The 18,805-nt window shown below is 69.4% G+C and carries 15 protein-coding genes; 8 read left to right on the top strand and 7 right to left on the bottom strand.

The annotated features are described in order from the left end of the window. Positions 1-126 precede the first annotated feature (126 nt). From ACZ5VD_RS14300 to aspS, 4 genes are all read right to left on the bottom strand, one after another. The gene (locus ACZ5VD_RS14300; RefSeq protein WP_468682357.1) at positions 127-1,482 is read right to left on the bottom strand and encodes an MFS transporter; all 1,356 of its coding nucleotides are present in this window, start codon (positions 1,480-1,482) and stop codon (positions 127-129) included. Between the two features lie 212 nt (positions 1,483-1,694). Continuing rightward, positions 1,695-2,615, bottom strand: a complete 921-nt coding sequence (locus ACZ5VD_RS14295; RefSeq protein WP_468682356.1) for an intradiol ring-cleavage dioxygenase — start codon at positions 2,613-2,615, stop codon at positions 1,695-1,697. Between the two features lie 172 nt (positions 2,616-2,787). Then, positions 2,788-3,726, bottom strand: coding sequence for an intradiol ring-cleavage dioxygenase (locus tag ACZ5VD_RS14290; RefSeq protein ID WP_468682355.1), 939 nt, complete (start codon positions 3,724-3,726; stop codon positions 2,788-2,790). 134 nt (positions 3,727-3,860) lie between these two features. Next, positions 3,861-5,624, bottom strand: coding sequence for an aspartate--tRNA ligase (aspS, locus tag ACZ5VD_RS14285; protein ID WP_468554260.1), 1,764 nt, complete (start codon positions 5,622-5,624; stop codon positions 3,861-3,863). Positions 5,625-5,775: 151 nt separating this feature from the next. Here aspS and ACZ5VD_RS14280 point away from each other — a divergent pair, with 151 nt between their 5' ends. After that, on the top strand, positions 5,776-7,929 hold the full coding sequence (locus ACZ5VD_RS14280) for an ATP-binding SpoIIE family protein phosphatase (protein WP_468554261.1): 2,154 nt from the start codon (positions 5,776-5,778) through the stop codon (positions 7,927-7,929). Between the two features lie 115 nt (positions 7,930-8,044). Next, positions 8,045-8,971, top strand: coding sequence for a BRO-N domain-containing protein (locus ACZ5VD_RS14275; RefSeq protein ID WP_468682354.1), 927 nt, complete (start codon positions 8,045-8,047; stop codon positions 8,969-8,971). Positions 8,972-9,055: 84 nt separating this feature from the next. On the opposite strand, the gene ACZ5VD_RS14270 is transcribed toward ACZ5VD_RS14275, so the two are convergent. Together ACZ5VD_RS14270 and ACZ5VD_RS14265 are read right to left on the bottom strand one after the other, a co-directional pair. Next, positions 9,056-10,027, bottom strand: coding sequence for a pirin family protein (locus tag ACZ5VD_RS14270; protein ID WP_468554263.1), 972 nt, complete (start codon positions 10,025-10,027; stop codon positions 9,056-9,058). A 150-nt stretch (positions 10,028-10,177) separates the two neighbouring features. Further along, positions 10,178-11,698 carry an MFS transporter gene (locus tag ACZ5VD_RS14265; RefSeq protein WP_468554264.1) on the bottom strand — a complete coding sequence of 507 codons (1,521 nt, stop codon included), beginning with the start codon at positions 11,696-11,698 and terminating at the stop codon, positions 10,178-10,180. 120 nt (positions 11,699-11,818) lie between these two features. Here ACZ5VD_RS14265 and ACZ5VD_RS14260 point away from each other — a divergent pair, with 120 nt between their 5' ends. Then, positions 11,819-12,559, top strand: coding sequence for a TetR/AcrR family transcriptional regulator (locus tag ACZ5VD_RS14260; protein WP_468554265.1), 741 nt, complete (start codon positions 11,819-11,821; stop codon positions 12,557-12,559). A 33-nt stretch (positions 12,560-12,592) separates the two neighbouring features. Here the strand turns inward: ACZ5VD_RS14260 and ACZ5VD_RS14255 are convergent, their stop codons facing one another. Next, positions 12,593-13,063, bottom strand: a complete 471-nt coding sequence (locus ACZ5VD_RS14255; RefSeq protein WP_468554266.1) for an SseB family protein — start codon at positions 13,061-13,063, stop codon at positions 12,593-12,595. Positions 13,064-13,240: 177 nt separating this feature from the next. Between ACZ5VD_RS14255 and ACZ5VD_RS14250 the strand changes: the two genes are divergently transcribed. The 5 genes from ACZ5VD_RS14250 to ACZ5VD_RS14230 all read left to right on the top strand — a co-directional run bounded on the left by ACZ5VD_RS14250 (position 13,241) and on the right by ACZ5VD_RS14230 (position 18,670). Continuing rightward, positions 13,241-14,098 carry an intradiol ring-cleavage dioxygenase gene (locus tag ACZ5VD_RS14250; RefSeq protein WP_468554267.1) on the top strand — a complete coding sequence of 286 codons (858 nt, stop codon included), beginning with the start codon at positions 13,241-13,243 and terminating at the stop codon, positions 14,096-14,098. Between the two features lie 154 nt (positions 14,099-14,252). Next, positions 14,253-16,094, top strand: coding sequence for an acyl-CoA dehydrogenase (locus ACZ5VD_RS14245; protein ID WP_468554291.1), 1,842 nt, complete (start codon positions 14,253-14,255; stop codon positions 16,092-16,094). A 97-nt stretch (positions 16,095-16,191) separates the two neighbouring features. Beyond that, positions 16,192-17,508 carry a M18 family aminopeptidase gene (locus ACZ5VD_RS14240; protein ID WP_468554268.1) on the top strand — a complete coding sequence of 439 codons (1,317 nt, stop codon included), beginning with the start codon at positions 16,192-16,194 and terminating at the stop codon, positions 17,506-17,508. Positions 17,509-17,633: 125 nt separating this feature from the next. Then, positions 17,634-17,876, top strand: coding sequence for a DUF6458 family protein (locus tag ACZ5VD_RS14235; protein WP_468554269.1), 243 nt, complete (start codon positions 17,634-17,636; stop codon positions 17,874-17,876). Positions 17,877-18,172: 296 nt separating this feature from the next. Beyond that, entirely contained in the window at positions 18,173-18,670 is a 498-nt protein-coding gene (locus ACZ5VD_RS14230) for an LURP-one-related/scramblase family protein (RefSeq protein ID WP_468682353.1), read from the top strand. Positions 18,671-18,805 lie beyond the last annotated feature (135 nt).

The raw sequence follows: 18,805 nt of genomic DNA, 5'->3' as shown, positions 1-18,805 counted from the left end.
ACTGGTACCACGGGCACACCGTCGTGGTGTGCCCGTCCCCTGGACGACGGATCCGGCGACTCGATCCGTGACATCGGCCGACGGTTCTCCGGGACCGCCCTCTTCGGCACCGTCCTCTTCGGCGTCTCAGGACACGACCGGCCGCCCGGTGGCCGGCTCCGGAACGGCCCCCCGCGAAGTGCCCGACATCCCCCGGGTGTTCCTGATGAAGACCACCCCGATCACCGCGAGCAGCGACGCGGCCGACAGGGTGTACAGGCCTCCGTTGGTGCTGCCGGTGGTGTCCTTGAGGTAGCCGAACAGCGTGGGGGAGACGAACCCGCCCAGGTTTCCGATGGAGTTGACCACGGCCAGTCCCGGCGCGGCGACCTTGAGGTCGAGGCCGGACTGGGCCATCGGCCAGTACAGGGTGGCCGCGCACTTCCCGCCGACCGCGGCGAGCGTGAGGGCGGCCAGACCGAACCAGGGGGAGCCCAGGGTGGCGAGGAAGGTGCCGACGGCCGAGAGGACCAGGGCGATGGCCAGGTAGGGGCGGCGGTCCGCGGCCTTGTCGGTGAAGTGGCTCACGGTGTACATCGCGATCACGGCACAGATCCACGGGACGGCCGTGAGCAGACCGACCTGGAACGGCGAGAGGCCGCCGATGTCGTCCACCAGGCTGGGCAGCCAGAAGGTGATCGCGTACCCGGTGAGCGCCATGGCGAAGAAGACGCCGGTCAGCACCGCGACCTGGGGGTGGAAGATGAGCTTGAGGCGGGACACCTTGGGAGCCCGGCTGCGGGCCTCCTTGTCGCGGGCGACCGCCGTGGCCAGCGCCTCCTTCTCGTCCACGGTGAGCCAGCGGGCGTCCTCGATGCGGGAGACGAGGAAGAATCCGGCGATGAACCCGACGACGATCGAGAAGGCGCCCTCCAGCGCGAACATCCAGCGCCAGCCGGCGAATCCGCCCGCCCCGTGCAGTTCGAGCAGCGCCCCGGTGATGGGCCCGGTCACGATGTACGCCGTGGCCGAACCGCCGAGGAAGATCGCGCTCGCCCGGCCCCGGCTGGAGTCCGGCAGCCACTGGGTGAAGTAGAGCAGCACACCGGGGAAGAAGCCGGCCTCCGCGACGCCGAGCAGGAAACGCAGGACGTAGAACATCGTGACGTTGTGGATGAAGCACATCGCCACGATCACCAGACCCCAGGTGATCATGATGCGGGTGAGCCAGACCCGGGCGCCGAACCGCTCCAGGAGCATGTTGCTCGGTACCTCGAACAGCGCGTACCCGATGAAGAACAGGCCGGCGCCGAGACCGTACGCGGTGGCGCTGACCCCCACATCGGCGCGCAGCTCGTCCTGGACGAAGCCGACGTTCGTCCGGTCCATCTGGTTGACCAGCAGCATCAGGACCAGGATCGGCAGCATGCGGCGCAGGAACTTGCTGACGGCTCGGCGCTCGGCGTCGGGTGGCGTCACGCCTGGTGTCACGGCCTCTGACATCGTTGTCTCCTTGTGGTGCACATACGTGAACTGCAATCACGTACGCGGGCACTGGGGGACGTTACGGAGGCCGATCTTCCGGGTCAATGGGTTGGACGAATGTTCATGTATGCGAACGACTGGATTGGTGCGAACCGATGCCAACCCCACGCATGGGTCCACGAACGAGCACATGGACCAGCACACGAACACCCCATTGACCCGGACGGCGATCAGGTGCCGTCGTTCGTCACGTCGGGCGCGACGCCCATGGTGAGGGTGCCGAGAACGCCCTTGGCGATGTTCTTCTTGTCGTACTTCAGCTTGAGGAGACCGCCCTGCGTACCGCTCTGGTCGTAGATGGTGTCCTCGGTGAGCGTGGTGCGCTCGGTGGTGCTGGTGGAGTACGGCTCGACCGTGGCGGAGAGGAGCACGGACTCCTCGTCGAAGAAGAACTGGCCGGTGTGGCAGGCGTGCCCGCCCTCATAACCGGCGTCGGTCCACTCGCCGTCCACATGCACCTTGGTGTGGATGTGGACGCAGCGGCCCCGGTACCAGCCCGGGAAGACCGTCCTGAACGTGACCTGGCCCTGCTTGTCCGTCTTCCAGGTGCCGCGCAGATAGCGCTCGTCGTCGGTGGGCTCCTGGTGGACCCCACCGGTACCGCCGGACGGCGCGCCCGACGGCGGCTCGCCCGTCGGCGTGCCCGAGGGAGCGCCGGTCGGAGCCGTGCCACCCCCGCCCGTCGACGAGCTCTCGTAGCCGGAGTAGATGCCGAGCGCGTCGCAGTGCCAGATGTCGACGGCCGCGTTCCGGATCGGCTCGCAGGTCTCGGAGTCGATCACCTTGAGGGTGAGGGTGAGCGGGATGCCCTCCTTGTCCTCGGTGATGTCCCGGCGGAGCTTGTCCGCGTCGATGTAATAGGGGCCCTCGGTGGTCTCCGAGGTGAGTTTGTAGCAGACCTCCGCACCGGTGGCGGTGCTGCTCGCGGAGGCATGGGGCGCCTTTCCGCTCTTCTCACCCGCGAAGGCGCCGGCGACGACCGTGCCGCCGACCCCCACCGCTGCCGCCGCGCCCGCTCCGGCCACGACCACCTTGCGCCGCGTCAGGTCCCTCTTGTGCTTCGGCCCTTCGGCCTTCTGGTTTCCCGTCATGAACAGGGAAGTTAGGTAAGAAGGCTGTCAGGGACGTGGGCGGGGACTGTGGTTTCCCCCGGTATTCCCGACCGCAGACAAAGGGACGGGAAATCGACCTCGATTTCACGCCCCTTTGCCACCACTTTTCCGCAATGGAATTCAGGGAAGGCTTCCCTTATCCGTCTTTTCCTCAGCCGTTGTTCGTCGCCTCCGGATCCACTCCCACGGTGATCGAGCCGCGGACCCCCCTCGCGAGGTGCCTCCTGTCGTACCGCAGCCTGAGCAGACCGCCCCGGGGGCCGCTGCCGTCGTAGATGGTGTCCTCGTCGAGCGTGGTGCGCTCGGCCTCGTTGGACGCGTACGGCTCCAGCTCCGCCGAGGCGAGCACGGACTCCTCGTCGAAGAAGAACTGGCCGGTGTGGCAGGCGTGCCCGCCCTCGTAACCGGCGTCGGTCCACTCGCCGTCGACGTGCACCTTGGTGTGGATGTGGACGCAGCGGCCCCGGTACCAGCCCGGGAAGACCGTCCTGAACGTGACCTGGCCGTGCCGGTCCGTCTTCCAGGTGCCGCGCAGATAGCGCTCGTCGTCCGTCGGCTCCTGGTGTCCGCCGCCCGGGGGCGGGCCGGTGGGAACGCCGGTGGGGGTACCGGTCGGCGCGTCCGTGGGTGCCCCGGTCGGGGCCGGCCCGCCCCCGCCCCCGTTGCCCATGTCCTCGTAGCCGGAGTACACGCCCGCCGCGTCGCAGTGCCAGATGTCGACGGCCGCGTTCCGGATCGGTCTGCACGTCTCGGAGTCGATCACCTTGATGTCGAGGCGCATCGGGATCCCCTCCCGGTCCTCGGTGACGTCCCGGCGGAGCTTGTCCGCGTCGATGTAGTACGGGCCCTCGGTGGTCTCCGTGGTCAGCTTGTAGCACTCCTCGGCCGCGGGCGCGGTACCCCCTTCCTCCTTCTCACCGGGGAGGGAACTCGCGGCGAACGCGGTGCCGCCCAGACCCGCCACGACGACCGCGCCGGCGCCCACCACGACGACCTTGCGGCGCGTCACATCCCGTGCGTCCGTCACATCCGCCGCGTCCGCGGTCTCTTGAGGCCGACGTGGCTGCTGAGGCTGTTGATTCGCTGTCATGCGCCGGGAATTTAGGTAAGAACCCTGTCAGCGAGCTGAGAAAACAGCCCCTTTTCCCCGCCCACACGAAAGGGACCTGAAATCGACGGACGATTTCAGGTCCCTTTGCAGAAGAGCTCTGTGAAAGGCTTGCCTTACTTCGGCTGCGGCTTGCGCACCGACAGGTGCAGCTCCCTCAGCCGGACCTCCTCCAGCTCCGTCGGCGCGCCCATCATCAGGTCCTGGGCGTTGCCGTTGAGCGGGAAGGCGATCGTCTCGCGGATGTTGGGCTCGTCGGCCAGCAGCATCACGATGCGGTCGACGCCCGGGGCGATCCCGCCGTGCGGCGGGGCGCCGAAGCGGAACGCGCGCAGCATGCCGGCGAACTTCTCCTCGACGGTCTCCCGGTCGTAGCCCGCGATCTCGAAGGCCTTGAGCATGATCTCCGGCTCGTGGTTCCGGATCGCGCCGGAGGACAGCTCGACGCCGTTGCAGACGATGTCGTACTGCCAGCCCAGGATGTCCAGCGGGTCCTGGGTCTCCAGGGCCTCCAGACCGCCCTGCGGCATGGAGAACGGGTTGTGCGAGAAGTCGATCGCGCCCGACTCCTCGTCCTTCTCGTACATCGGGAAGTCGACGATCCAGCAGAACCGGAACACGTTCTCCTCGAAGTGACCGGCCCGCTTGGCGGCCTCGACCCGCACCGCGCCCATGATCTTCGAGACCTCGTCGAACTCGCCCGCGCCGAAGAACACCGCGTGGCCGGGGGCCAGGGAGAGCCGCTTGGTCAGCTCGGCGACGTTCTCCTCGGTGAGGAACTTCGCGATCGGGCCGGTCAGCGAACCGTCCTCCGCGACACGCACCCAGGCCAGACCCTTGGCGCCCAGCGTCACGGCGAAGTCGCCGAGCTGGTCGAAGAACTTCCGGGACTGCCCGGACACGTCCGGCACCGGCAGGGCCCGCACGTGCTTGCCGGCGAAGGCCTTGAACTCGGAGCCCTCGAAGACGTCGGTGATGTCCGCCAGCTCCAGCTGGGCCCGCAGGTCCGGCTTGTCGGAGCCGTACTTCAGCATCGACTCCCGGAACGGGATCCGCGGGAACGGCGAGGTGACGTGCCGGCCGTTGCCGAACTCCTCGAACAGCTCCGTCATGAGCTTCTCGATCGGCTGGAAGACGTCCTCCTGCTCGACGAAGCTCATCTCCACGTCGAGCTGGTAGAACTCGCCCGGCGAACGGTCCGCGCGGGCGTCCTCGTCGCGGAAACAGGGCGCGATCTGGAAGTACCGGTCGAAGCCGGAGATCATCAGCAGCTGCTTGAACTGCTGCGGGGCCTGCGGAAGGGCGTAGAACCTGCCCGGGTTCAGACGGGAGGGCACGACGAAGTCGCGGGCACCCTCGGGGGAGGTGGCCGACAGGATCGGCGTCGCCATCTCGTTGAAGCCCAGCGTCGTCATCTTGTGGCGGATCGCCGAGATGACCGACGTACGCAGCAGGATGTTGCGGTGCATGCGCTCACGGCGCAGGTCCAGGAAGCGGTACTCCAGGCGCCGCTCCTCGTTGACGCCGTCCTCGGCGTTGATCGTGAAGGGCAGCGGGGCAGCCGCGCCGAGCAGCTCGACCTCGCCGACCTCGACCTCGATCTCACCGGTGGGCAGGTCCGGGTTGACGTTCTCGGTTCCACGGGAGACGACCTTGCCGTCCACCCGGACCGTCGACTCCTTGGAGACCTTGTCCAGGGCCTCGTACGCCGGGGTGCCGGGGCGGGCGACCAACTGCGTGATGCCGTAGTGGTCGCGCAGGTCGATGAAGAGGATGCCGCCCAGGTCGCGCCGATTGTGCAGCCAGCCGCTCAGCCGGACGTCGGAGCCGACGTCAGAGGCGCGGAGCTCGCCGCAGGTGTGGGACCTGTACCGATGCATCGTCGTTCATCCAGCCTTCGCTGATCGGGAATCTCCGGGGCCCGGTGCCCGGACCTCCCAAGGGTACCGGGCACCCATGGACCACCTCCCCACCATTGATCCCCGGCCTCATGGGTGGCACGGTCCGATAGGAATTTCCTAAAGTAGGGCAATGCGCACTGGTGAGCCCCTGCCCGCCGTGGGGCAGGTCCTCGCCTCCCTCGCGACCGGCCTGTGGCGATGGGACAACACGGCGGGGCTGGTCACGCTGGACGCGGAGGCCGCCCGCCTGGTCGGGCTGCCCACCGGGCCGGCCACACTCACCGAAGCCGGGATCCGCGCCCGCTTCCACCCCGTCGACTGGAACGAGATCGACGGCATCATCCAGCTCGCCGTCGCCGAGGACACCCTCGCCGAGGCCCGGATGCGGATCATGGACGAGCACGGCCAGGTGATCCGTACCGTCCGCAGCCGCTCCAAGCCCATCATCGACCCCGTCACCGGGCACTACGGCCTGGTCGGCACCCTCCAGGAGATCGCCGAGCCCCCACCGGGCGCCGCCGCCGTCACCCCGGTCACCGGCGACTGGCGCCGCTCACGGGAGGCCTTCCTGCTGGACGCGGGCCGCGCCCTGGCCGAGGCCCGCTCCACCGCCGAGGTCCTGCGGGTCGCCGCCGGCCTGTCCATGCCCGGCTTCTCCCCGGACGGCCTGGCCGTCTTCGGCGTCGAGGGCGACCGGCTGACGATCATCGGCCACCACGGGCACGAGCCGGGCGACGAGGGCCCCTTCACCCACATGTCCCTGGGCACCGACTACCCGGCCGCCGAAGTGGTCCGCACCGGCCGCGCCGTCTACCTCTCCACACCCGAGGACTACAAGGAGCGCTACCCGGTCACCTGGCCGCTCGCCCAGCGCTTCGGCCGCCACTCCTGGTCCTTCCTGCCCCTGACCTTCGCCGGCCGCACGATGGGCGCCTGGATGGCGGCCTTCGCCTACCCGGTGGCCTTCACCCCGGACGAACGGTCGGTCCTGACGACGGTGGCGCGCATGCTCGCCCAGGCCCTCTCCCGGGCCGGGGTGGAGGAGTCGGAGCGCGAGCTCACGGACGGCCTCCAGCGCTCGATGCTGCCCACGCTCGGCCCCCAGATACCGGGCATGAGCATCGCCGCCCGCTACGTCCCCACCGGCGGCGGCCTCCAGGTCGGCGGCGACTGGTACGACATGATCCCGCTGCCCGGCGGCACCTCCCGCACGGAATCCGGGGGCGGCCGATTCGCCCTGGTCATCGGCGACGTCCAGGGCCACGACGTGCGGGCGGCGGGCCTGATGGGCCAGCTCCGCATCGCCCTGCGGGCGTACGCCTCGGAGGGCCACCGCCCGGACGCGGTCCTCTCCCGCGCGTCCCGCTTCCTGCACGGCATGACGTACGGCGACCCGGACGCCACCGACCTCCGCTTCGCGACCTGCCTCTACGTGGAGGTCGACCCCGCCACCGGCGTCCTCGACATCGCCCGCGCCGGCCACCCCGACCCCGCCATCCGCATGGCCGACGGCACGGTCCTGACCCGCCCCACGGCCGGCGGCCTCCCCCTCGGCATCGACCCCGACGCCGACTACCCCACGACCCGGATCACCCTCGAAGCCGGCGAGACCCTGCTGCTGTGCACCGACGGCCTCATCGAGACCGGCGGCCACGACATCGAGACCGGCTGGAAACGCGTCCGGTCCGTCCTGGAGGAGCACCAGGGCGACCTGGAGTCCCTCGCCGACGCCCTGGTCCAGGCCGTGCACGGCCCCTCCTCCCACTACACGACCGGCCCCCTCGCCGACCGCCGCGAGGACGACATAGCCGTCCTGCTGCTGTGCCGACAGGGCGAGGGCCCCGCCTTCGGCGAACCGGTCGCCGTGGGCCCCCGGGTCCGCCGCACCATGCTCTCGGTGGCCCAGGCGGAACCGGAACGGGTCGCGGTCGCCCGCCAGCAGCTCCGCGAACTCCTCCACGACTGGCCCTCCCAGGACCAGGTGGACTCGGCGGTCCTGCTCCTCTCCGAGACCCTCACCAACGTCCTGGTCCACACCGACGCGGACGCGCTCCTGCTCGCCGAGGTCCGGGGCGAACCCGGCACCCGCCGGATGCGCGTCGAGGTCACGGACACCAGCGACGACCTCCCCCACATGCGCAGACCGGGCGAACTGGCCTCATCCGGCCGAGGCCTGATCCTGATCGAACTCCTCGCCGACGTCTGGGGGGTCGACCCGAGAGGCGAGGGCAAGACGATCTGGTACGAGCTCTATGAGGCGGGGGACGGGGCGGGGACCGTGTAGCGCGGACACCTGTGTGCAGAATCGATAGTTCTGTCAACCTTTCGAATGAACAGCCTTAATGCGAACGTGAGTTGCCCTTTCGCCTGCCTACGTTTCCGGGCGGAGGTGATGCTCGATGGACGAGCAGAACAAACAGGGGCAGGACGCGATCGACATCAACGACTTCGTGTTCGCGGCGACAGGGGCGCGGGTACGGAGGCTGACCATGCCGGACGGGACGCACTGGTTTCCCGCGGCGGACGTACTCAACGAGCTGGGGTACAGGAACCCCCGGAAAACTCTGGCGGACCATGTCCCCACAGAGCACCGAGAGACTCTCGAGACCGTAACTGGAGGGCACGGTCTCAGCATTCCCGCAGGTCGGGAGTGGCGCCGAGACATGAACCTCGTGGACCTCCAGGGCCTGATCCGGTTGGTCAACGGCTGCACCAAACCATCCGCCCAGCCCTTCAAGGCCTGGGCCTCCGAAGTCATCGCCACCATCCAGCGCGACGGCTCCTACGCCCTGGAACCGTCTCCCGCACAGACCCCCGCCACCGGCACCGCCGCCTACGCCATGCCCCAACAGGTCGCCGACGCGATCGTGCGGCTCGAGATGAGGAACATCCAGGCCGACGAGATGATGGCGGCCTTCCAACGGGAGCAGACCGTTCTCCTGGAACAGCTCAGCCGCAGCCATGGCGAGATCGCCCGCAGCCAGAACGCGATCGTCCGCAGCCAGAGCACGATCGCCGACGCCCTTCAGGACATCGCCCAGTCGCTCAGGTTCCGCCACCCGGAACCGAAGTTGACGCCCCGGCAGCTCCTGGCCACCTGGAAGGCGAAGAACCTCGTCGTCACCGAGGACGTCCACGCGGTGGCGGCCTGTCTGGCGCCCGCGCTGGTCCGGGGCGAGGCCAGTTACCGCATGGAGGAGATCGCCACCCGTACGGGGCTCACCCTGGCACGCGTCCACGACTGCCTGCGCCTGCTGCTCAAGCGCGGCTGCATGCGGCAGACGGGCTGCGCCACAGACGGAGCGCCCCTGTACGTGCTGCCGTAGCAACACCCCGACAAGACGGGCCCGAAGTCGCAAAACGAAGTTGCGGCTTCGGGCCCAGTCGTACCGTACTGAACTTTCGAAGGCCTACAGACCGCCCTCGGACATTCCGTGCACCGCAGGAACCGTCCCGAGCCGTCCCTTCTGGAAATCGTCGAACGCCTGCTGGAGTTCCTCACGGGTGTTCATGACGAACGGGCCGTAGTGGGCCATCGGCTCACGGATGGGCTGTCCGCCCAGGAGGACGACCTCCAGGTCCGGGGTGTTCGCGTCCTGCCGCTCGTCCGCGCGGACGGTCAGCGAGGAGCCCGCGCCGAAGACCGCCGTCTGCCCCAGGTGCACGGGACGCCGCTCCGCGCCCACGGACCCCCGGCCCGCCAGCACGTACGCCAGCCCGTTGAAGTCCTCCCGCCACGGCAGGGTGATCTCCGCGCCCGGCGCCAGCGTCGCGTGGACCATCGTGATCGGCGTGTGCGTGGCGCCCGGACCCTCGTGGCCGTCCAGCTCACCGGCGATCACCCGGAGCAGCGCGCCCCCGTCCGGAGTCGACAGCAGCTGCACCTGACCACCACGGATGTCCTGGTAGCGCGGCGGCATCATCTTGTCCTTCGCCGGGAGGTTCACCCACAGCTGGAGGCCGTGGAAGAGCCCGCCGGACATGACCAGCGACTCCGGCGGCGCCTCGATGTGCAGGAGGCCCGAACCGGCCGTCATCCACTGGGTGTCGCCGTTGGTGATGGTGCCGCCACCGCCCTGCGAGTCCTGGTGGTCGAAGATCCCGTCGATGATGTACGTGACGGTCTCGAAGCCGCGGTGCGGATGCCAGGGCGTGCCCTTGGGTTCACCCGGCGCGTACTCCACCTCGCCCATCTGATCCATCATGATGAACGGATCCAGGTGGCGGTAGTTGATCCCCGCGAACGCCCGGCGCACCGGGAAGCCCTCTCCCTCGAAACCGCTCGGCGCGGTCGTGACGGTGAGCACGGGACGGGCCACGGCGTCGGTGGGTGCGGCGACGCGGGGCAGCGTCAGCGGGTTCTCGACGGTCACTGCAGGCATGTCGGTACCTCCTTGTGCTCCGAGTTTAGTTGAGCGTTGAACTTTCTGCCACTCCTAACGGAGAGGAACGGGAGGGCATTCCCGCCCGGCGGCCAACGCCGAGGCCGGTGCCCTTCCCAGGGCACCGGCCTCTCGGACCACTCAATCAGTTCAGGCGACCAGGTCGGCCTCCTTCGCCGAATCCGGTGCCTGATCCGCCTCGATGTCGACGGCCTTCTCGTCCCGCATCACCAGCGTCGCCAGCACCGCCGCCGCCAGCACACCGATCGCGCTGACCGTGAAGGTCGTCGACATCGAGGCGGTGAAGGCCTCCCGGGCCGCCCGCACCAGGCCGCTGTCGCCGTTCGCCGCCGTCAGCGCCTCCGCGATCGAGTTCCTGGCGCCCTCCGGGGCGTCCGCCGGCAGCTCCGCCCGGAAGCCGCTGGAGAGCAGCGAGCCGAGGATCGCGATGCCGAGGGCCGTGCCGGCCTGCTGGACGGTGTCGTTCAGGGCCGAGCCGACGCCCGCCTTGTCCGCGGGGATCGTGCTCATCAGGGCGGCCACCGCGGCCGGCATGGCGAGACCCGCGCCGAGGCCGAGCAGGCCGAGGGCCACCGCCGGGACCGTGAAGCCGGAGTCGGCGTCCACCGTGGCCATCAGGGCGAAGCAGACCACCATGAGCAGCATGCCGCCGAGGATCACGAGCCGGTTGCCGATGGAGGCGGCGAGCTTGACGCCGGCCCCGTTGCCGATCAGTGCGGCGACCGCCAGGGGCAGGAAGGCGAGGCCCGCCTCGATGGCCGAGTAGCCGAGCACGAACTGCAGGTACTGGGTGAGGACGAGCAGCAGGCCGCCGTTGCCGATCTGGACCAGGGCGAGGGACAGCGAACCGCCGCTGAAGTTGCGGTGCTTGAAGAGGACCAGCGGGACCATGGGGGACTTGGTGGTGTTCTCCCAGAGCACGAAGCCAGCCAGGGACAGCAGGGCCACGACCAGTGTGACGGTGGAGCGCCCGCCGAGCGCCCCGTGCTGCGGAAGTTCGATGATCCACCAGACGAGGGCCGTCATGCCGGTCGCGGAGAGCACCGCGCCGAGCGGGTCGGCCTTCTGCCAGGGCGCCTTCGACTCGGGCATGAGGGCGACGCCGGCGATCAGGGCGAGCACGACGACGGGCACGTTGATGAAGAAGATGGCCTGCCAGGAGAAGTGTTCGATCAGTACGCCGCCCAGGACCGGGCTGCCGACCAGGCCCAGCATCGACACCGAGCCCCAGGCCGCCATCGCCTTGCCGCGTTCCTCCTCGTCGAAGACGGTGATGAGGATCGACAGGGTCGACGGCATGATCAGCGCCCCGCCGACGCCCATCGCGACGCGTACGGCGATGACCTCGCCGGGACTGTGGCAGAAGGACGCGGCGAGCGAGGCGGCCCCGAAGAGCAGCAGGCCGATCAGCATCACCTTCCGGCGTCCGAAGCGGTCGCCGAGGCTGCCGGAGGTCAGGAGCAGTCCGGCGAAGACCAGGATGTAGGAGTCGAGGATCCACTGCGTGTCCTGGGCGCTCGCCCCGAGGTCCTCGGTCATCGCCGGCACCGCGACGGTCAGCGCCATGTTGTCGACCACCAGGACCAGCGTGCTCAGGCAGAGCACGACGAGGATCCACCAGCGACGTGGATTGCGGGCTTCGGTTTCCATCGGACTCCCCTTTGCGAACACTGTTCCTTCGATGCGCACACTGTACGCACGCCGGAACAGTGTGCGCAAGACCAGGACTCTGTACGCTGGATGCGAACGACGTACGCAGCGAGGAGTGACATGGCAGCCAAGGCCAAGGCGACACCGCAGAACCCCGTCCCGTCCGTGTGGGCCCGCCCTCAGCCCAAGGCCGATCAGCCCGCCCTCAGCCGGACCGCCATCGTCCGCGAGGCCGTGACGATGCTGGACGCGGACGGCATCGAGGCCCTGAGCATGCGCAAGCTCGGCGCCCGTCTGAACGCCGGCGCGACCTCCCTGTACCGGCACGTGGCCACCAAGGACGAGCTGATGGAGCTCGCCGTCGACGAGGTGGCCGCCGAGATCCTCGTACCGCCCGCGGACGGCCCGGACTGGCGGACCGCCGTCACCGAGGCCGCGGGATCGTTCCGCACGACGGCGCTACGGCACCCCTGGCTGTCCTCGGTCCTCGGGCAGGCCGGACTCGCCTACCTGGGGCCGAACCTGATGTCCTTCTCCGAGCGGCTGGCCGCGCTGTTCACGGCCGCCGGCTTCACCGAGCCGTCGGGCGCGATCGACACCGTGGTCTCGTACGTCGTCGGGATGAGCACCACCGAGGCGGCCTGGCTCACCACGGTCGCCCGCTCCGGCGAGAGCGAGGCGGACTTCATCGCCCGGCTGCTGCCCGCCGCCCAGCGGGCCGCGGCCGGCCACACCCATCTCGAAGTCGGCTACGCCGACGCGACCGCCGCCGCGAAGGACCCGGTGGCCCTGCGGAACCAGAAGTTCGCCTACGGCCTGGAGGTCGTCCTCGACGGCCTGGCCCTGCGGCTTCCCCGGTGAGCGGCCCGGCGCCGCACCTGCCCCGGTGAGGGGTCAGCCGTACATCCGGCGCATCGCGAACTCGACCATCTGCTCCACGGCCTTCGCGTCGAAGACCATGCGGTGCTCGCCCTCCATGTCGAGGACGAAGCCGTAGCCGGTCGGGAGCAGGTCGATGACCTCGGCGCCGGTGATGACGAAGTACTTGGACTCCTTGCCCGCGTACCGGCGCAGCTCCTTGAGCGAGGTGAACATGGGGATCACCGGCTGCTGGGTGTTGTGCAGGGCGAGGAAGCCCGGGTTGTCGCCGCGCGGGCAGTAGACCTTCGAGGTCGCGAAGATCTGCTGGAAGTCCTCCGCGGACATCTGCCCGGTGGTGAACGCCCGCACCGCGTCGGCGACCGAGGGCGGGGACGGCTCCGGGTAGAGCGGTGGCTGCTGGCCGTACCCGCCGGCGCCGGACATGGGCTGCTGCGGCGGGGCGTACCCCTGCTGTGCGCCGACGTTCTGGTCGTAGCCGTACATGTGCGCAAGCGTACCGAGAGGATCGGGGCGCGCGGGGCGGTACCGGGGCGCGGACTTCCGCGGGGACGCCGCAGACTTGTCCCTGGGTTCCCACAGCGGGTGCCCATGGCGTCCGCCACATCGAAGCGCGCACCACGGAACGGCGAAGTGCGGGCCATCACGGCAAGGGGCACGGTCATGCAGCGACACCACGACGACGACCAGCAGGGCCACGAGCACGAACACGAGCACGACAGAGGGCTCTCCTACGACCTTCCCGTCCTCGCCCGCCGCCGGATGATCCGGCTGCTCGCCGGGGCGAGCCTGGTGCCCCTGGTGGGCTGCACCGCCGACGAGGGGACCACCGGGGCGTCGGACTCGTCGTCCTCGTCCTCGGCGGCCTCCTCCAGCAGCTCCTCCGCCGGGTGCGCGACCATCCCCGAGGAGACCGCGGGGCCCTATCCGGGCGACGGGTCGAACGGGGTGAACGTGCTGAAGGAGAGCGGTGTCGTGCGCAGCGACATCACCTCCGGTTTCGGCGACTCCGCGGGCGGCACCGCCGAGGGTGTGCCCCTGGCCATCACGCTCACGGTGGTGGACGCGGCCTCGGGCTGCGGCACCCCGAAGGCGGGGGCGGCCGTCTACCTGTGGCAATGCGACCGGGACGGCAACTACTCCCTGTACTCCGAGGGCGTCACCGACGAGAACTACCTGCGCGGTGTCCAGGAGACCGACGACAAGGGCCAGGTCACCTTCAAGAGCATCTTCCCCGGCTGCTATCCGGGCCGCTGGCCGCACATCCACTTCGAGGTCTACGGCAGCCTGGAGGACGCCACCGCGGCCACGTCCATCACCAGCACGTCCCAGCTCGCCTTCGCGAAGGAGGTCTGCGACACGGTGTACGCGACGGACGGCTACAGCCGCAGCGTGGGCAATCTCGGCCGGCTCTCGCTGGAGACGGACAGCATCTTCAGCGACGGCCACGACCAGCAGCTGGCGACGACGACGGGCAGCGTCGGGAAGGGATACACCGCCACGCTGACCGTTCCGGTGTGAACCGGCCGGGGGCCTGTCCGGTGGGTCCTGTCACAGATGGCCGGTTCGGGGTTGCTTCTTATTACCGGCGGGTAGCATCATCGTAGCTACTTATTGGTATCTGAACTAGATGCGAGGAGCACGTGCCTCGCCGATCCTCTACGGAGCCGTCGCCATGGGGCACTACAAGTCGAATCTCCGCGACATCGAGTTCAACCTCTTCGAGGTCCTCGGGCGCGACAAGCTGTACGGGACCGGTCCCTTCGGGGAGATGGACACCGAGACGGCCAAGAGCATCCTGGAGGAGCTGACCCGCCTCTCGGAGAACGAGCTGGCGGAGTCCTTCTCGGATGCCGACCGCAACCCGCCGGTCTTCGACCCCGAGACGAACACCGCGCCCGTCCCGGCGTCGTTCAAGAAGAGCTACAAAGCCTTCATGGACTCGGAGTACTGGCGCCTCGGCCTGCCCGAGGAGATCGGCGGCACCACCGCTCCCCCGTCCCTGATCTGGGCGTACGCGGAGCTGATCCTGGGCGCGAACCCGGCCGTGTGGATGTACTCCTCCGGCCCGGCGTTCGCCGGGATCCTCTTCGACGAGGGCAACGACGTACAGAAGAAGATCGCGCAGCTCGCCGTGGAGCGGACCTGGGGTTCGACCATGGTGCTCACCGAGCCCGACGCGGGCTCCGACGTGGGCGCCGGGCGCACCAAGGCGGTCCCGCAGGAGGACGGCTCCTGGCACATCGAGGGCGTGAAGCGCTTCATCACGTCCGGTGAGCACGACATGGAGGAGAACATCCTCCACTACGTCCTCGCCCGCCCCGAGGGCCACGGCCCCGGCACCAAGGGCCTGTCCCTCTTCCTCGTACCGAAGTACCTCTTCGACGTCGAGACCGGCGAGCTGGGCGAGCGCAACGGCGCCTACGCCACCAACGTCGAGCACAAGATGGGCCTCAAGGCCTCCAACACCTGCGAGATGACCTTCGGCGACCGGCACCCCGCCAAGGGCTGGCTGATCGGCGACAAGCACGACGGCATCCGCCAGATGTTCCGCATCATCGAGTTCGCCCGCATGATGGTCGGCACGAAGGCGATCTCCACGCTGTCGACGGGCTACCTGAACGCGCTGGAGTACGCCAAGGAGCGCGTCCAGGGCCCCGACCTCGCCAACTTCATGGACAAGGCCGCGCCCAAGGTCACCATCACGCACCACCCGGACGTCCGCCGCTCGCTGATCACGCAGAAGGCGTACGCGGAGGGCATGCGCGCCCTGGTCCTCTACACGGCGTCGGTGCAGGACGCCATCGCGGTCAAGGAGGCGGACGGCGAGGACACCTCGACCGAGCACGCGCTCAACGACCTGCTCCTGCCGATCGTCAAGGGCTACGGCTCCGAGAAGGGCTACGAGCAGCTCGCCCAGTCCCTGCAGACCTTCGGCGGCTCCGGTTTCCTCCAGGAGTACCCGATCGAGCAGTACATCCGCGACGCCAAGATCGACACCCTGTACGAGGGCACGACCGCGATCCAGGGCCAGGACTTCTTCTTCCGGAAGATCGTCCGCAACCAGGGCGCGGCCCTCAACTCCCTCGCCGAGGACATCAAGAAGTTCCTGGCGCTCGGCACCGGCGGCGAGGACCTGGCGGGTGCCCGCGAGCACCTCGCGAAGGCGGCCGTCGAGCTGGAGGCGATCGTCGGTCTGATGCTGACCGACCTCGCGGCCACCGAGCAGGACGTCAAGAACATCTACAAGGTGGGCCTGAACACCACCCGCCTGCTGATGGCCTCCGGTGACGTGGTCGTGGGCTACCTGCTCCTCAAGGGTGCCGCCATCGCCGCCGAGAAGCTGGAGACGGCCTCCACCAAGGCCGTGTCCGCCAAGGACGTGGCGTTCTACACCGGCAAGATCGCGGCGGCGAAGTTCTTCGCGGCCAACGTCCTGCCGGGCGTCACCCTGGCCCGCAAGGTCGCCGAGGGCGTCGAACTCGACCTGATGGAGCTGGACGAGGCCGCGTTCTAGGACACATCAGACCAGCCGCCAGGACCTCCACAGCGTCCTTACGAGAGCCCGCTCCCATCGCCGGGGGCGGGCTCTCGTACGTCGTTAAGGTGAACCCATGAGCGCACCCTCCCGCTTCGACCGCGGCCACACCGACGACCTGATGTCCTTCCTCGCGGCGAGCCCCTCGCCGTACCACGCGGTGGCCAATGCCGCCGAGCGGCTGGAGAAGGCCGGATTCCGGCAGGTCGCCGAGACGGACGCCTGGGACGCGGAGACGTCGGCGGCCTCCGCCGCGGGCACCGGTGGCCGGTACGTGCTGCGCGGCGGGGCGATCGTGGCCTGGTACGTGCCCGAGGGCGCCGCACCCCACACCCCTTTCCGGATCGTCGGCGCGCACACCGACTCGCCCAACCTGCGGGTCAAGCCGCGTCCGGACGCGGGCGCGCACGGGTGGCGGCAGGTGTCCGTGGAGATCTACGGCGGTCCGCTGCTCAACTCGTGGCTCGACCGCGATCTGGGCCTGGCCGGCCGGCTGACCCTGCGGGACGGTTCGACCCGGCTGGTCAACATCGACCGGCCGCTGCTGCGGGTGCCCCAACTCGCCATCCACCTGGACCGTTCGGTGTCGGCGGAGGGTCTCAAGCTCGACAAGCAGCGGCATCTGCAGCCCATCTGGGGCATGGGCAACGACGTACGCGACGGTGACCTCATCGCCTTCCTGGAGGAGGAGAGCGGCATCGACGCCGGCGAGGTCACCGGCTGGGACCTGATGACGCACTCCGTGGAGCGCCCGGCCTACCTGGGCCGGGACAACGAACTGGTCGCCGGACCGCGCATGGACAACCTGTTCTCCGTGCACGCCGGAGTGGCCGCGCTCGCCGCGCTCGCCGGGCGGGACCTGCCGTACATCCCGGTGCTCGCCGCCTTCGACCACGAGGAGAACGGCTCGCAGTCGGACACCGGTGCGGACGGGCCGCTGCTCGGCAGCGTGCTGGAGCGCTCGGTGTTCGCGCGCGGAGGCACGTACGAGGACCGGGCGAGAGCCTTCGCGGGGACGGTCTGCCTGTCCTCCGACACGGGCCACGCGGTCCACCCCAACTACGCGGAACGGCACGACCCGACGCACCACCCGCGCGTCAACGGCGGCCCGATCCTGAAGGTCAACGTCAACAACCGCTACGCCACCGACGGTTCGGGGCGCGCGGTCTTCGCCGCCGCCTGCGAGAAGGCGGGCGTGCCCTTCCAGTCCTTCGTCTCCAACAACTCCATGCCCTGCGGCACGACGATCGGCCCGATCACCGCGGCCCGCCACGGCATCATGACCATCGACATCGGTGTGGCCATCCTGTCGATGCACAGCGCCCGCGAGTTGTGCGGCGCCGACGACCCGCACCTGCTGGCGAACGCGCTGGTGGCGTTCCTGGAGGGATAGCGGGGAGGCCCTCCCGAGGAGACGGCTTCCGTCTCGAACGGGTCTGCCCTGCATGGGGGTTGACGGCCGGGGTACCCGTGGTTCCGGGCCGGATCGACCGGACCCGGACAGGGAGGCAACACACCATGGGCCTCGGCGGATGCATCATCCTCATCGGCGTGGGAGCCATTCTCACGTTCGCGACCGACTGGGACATGCAGGGTGTCAACCTCGACCTGGTCGGGGTCATCCTGATGATCGTCGGACTGATCGGCGTGGCGACCTTCAGCAGCATCGCCCGGCGCCGGCGGGTCCTGCCCCCGACGACGACCGTCGTCGAGGAACGGCACCACACACGCGACGGATACAGCGACGGCTACGGCGCCTGATCGCTCTCGTCCCTCCCTACCGGGATCGGCGGCGGCAGACCGTCGACGCCGATCCCGGTGAGACGGACGAACCCGCCCCGGTGCTGCCGGTGGACCGGGCGGGCGGGGTGTTGATCGGCACCCGCGGCGGGGCCGCCGTGTGACGCGGTGTCGTCGCACGAGGCGGCCAACGCCCAGCTGTGCGTTCGAGGGTGCGGGGGAGTTCGGTTCCCGCGCCCTCGCCCTTGTGCCGGCCGACTCCGCCTGTCGGCCTATCGGCGGCGTTTCGGGCCCGCCGCCGGGGAAGCGGTGACGGTATGAGATTCCTCGTACGCGACCGGCTCCTCGGCTTCGGTGACGACTACTGGATCGAGGACGACCGCGGCAACAAGGTGTACCTCGTCGACGGCAAGGCGATGCGGCTGCGGGACACCTTCGAGCTGAAGGACACGCGTGGGCGCGTCCTCATCGACATCCACAAGAAGATGCTCGCCCTGCGCGACACCATGGTGATCGAGCGGGACGGCGAACCGCTCGCCCGCATCAAGCGCAAGCGGCTGTCCCTGCTGCGCAACCACTACCGGGTCGCCCTGGCGGACGGCAGCACCGAACTGGACGTCAGCGGCAAGATCCTGGACCGGGAGTTCGCCGTCGAGTACGACGGCGAACTGCTCGCCGTCATCTCCCGGCGCCGGCTGCACGTCCGGGAGACGTACGGCGTGGACGTCGTCCGGGAGGACGTGGATCCGGCACTGCTGATCGCGGTGGCGGTGTGCGTGATCCACCTGGCGGAGAAGGACCGCGGGGACGACTGAGCACGGCTGAGGGTGCGGCGGCGCGGGGTCGGGCCGGGGGTCAGCGGCGCGAGGTCGGCGAGGTTCCGGGACGGCCGACGTTCCGGAACGACGAGACCCGGACCACCGAGACTTGGACGGCCGGGGTTCGGCGGC

The organism is Streptomyces sp. NPDC032822 (assembly GCF_055578825.1).
The sequence above is the reverse complement of the archived record's forward strand: the minus strand, read 5'-3'. Positions and strand labels throughout refer to the sequence as shown.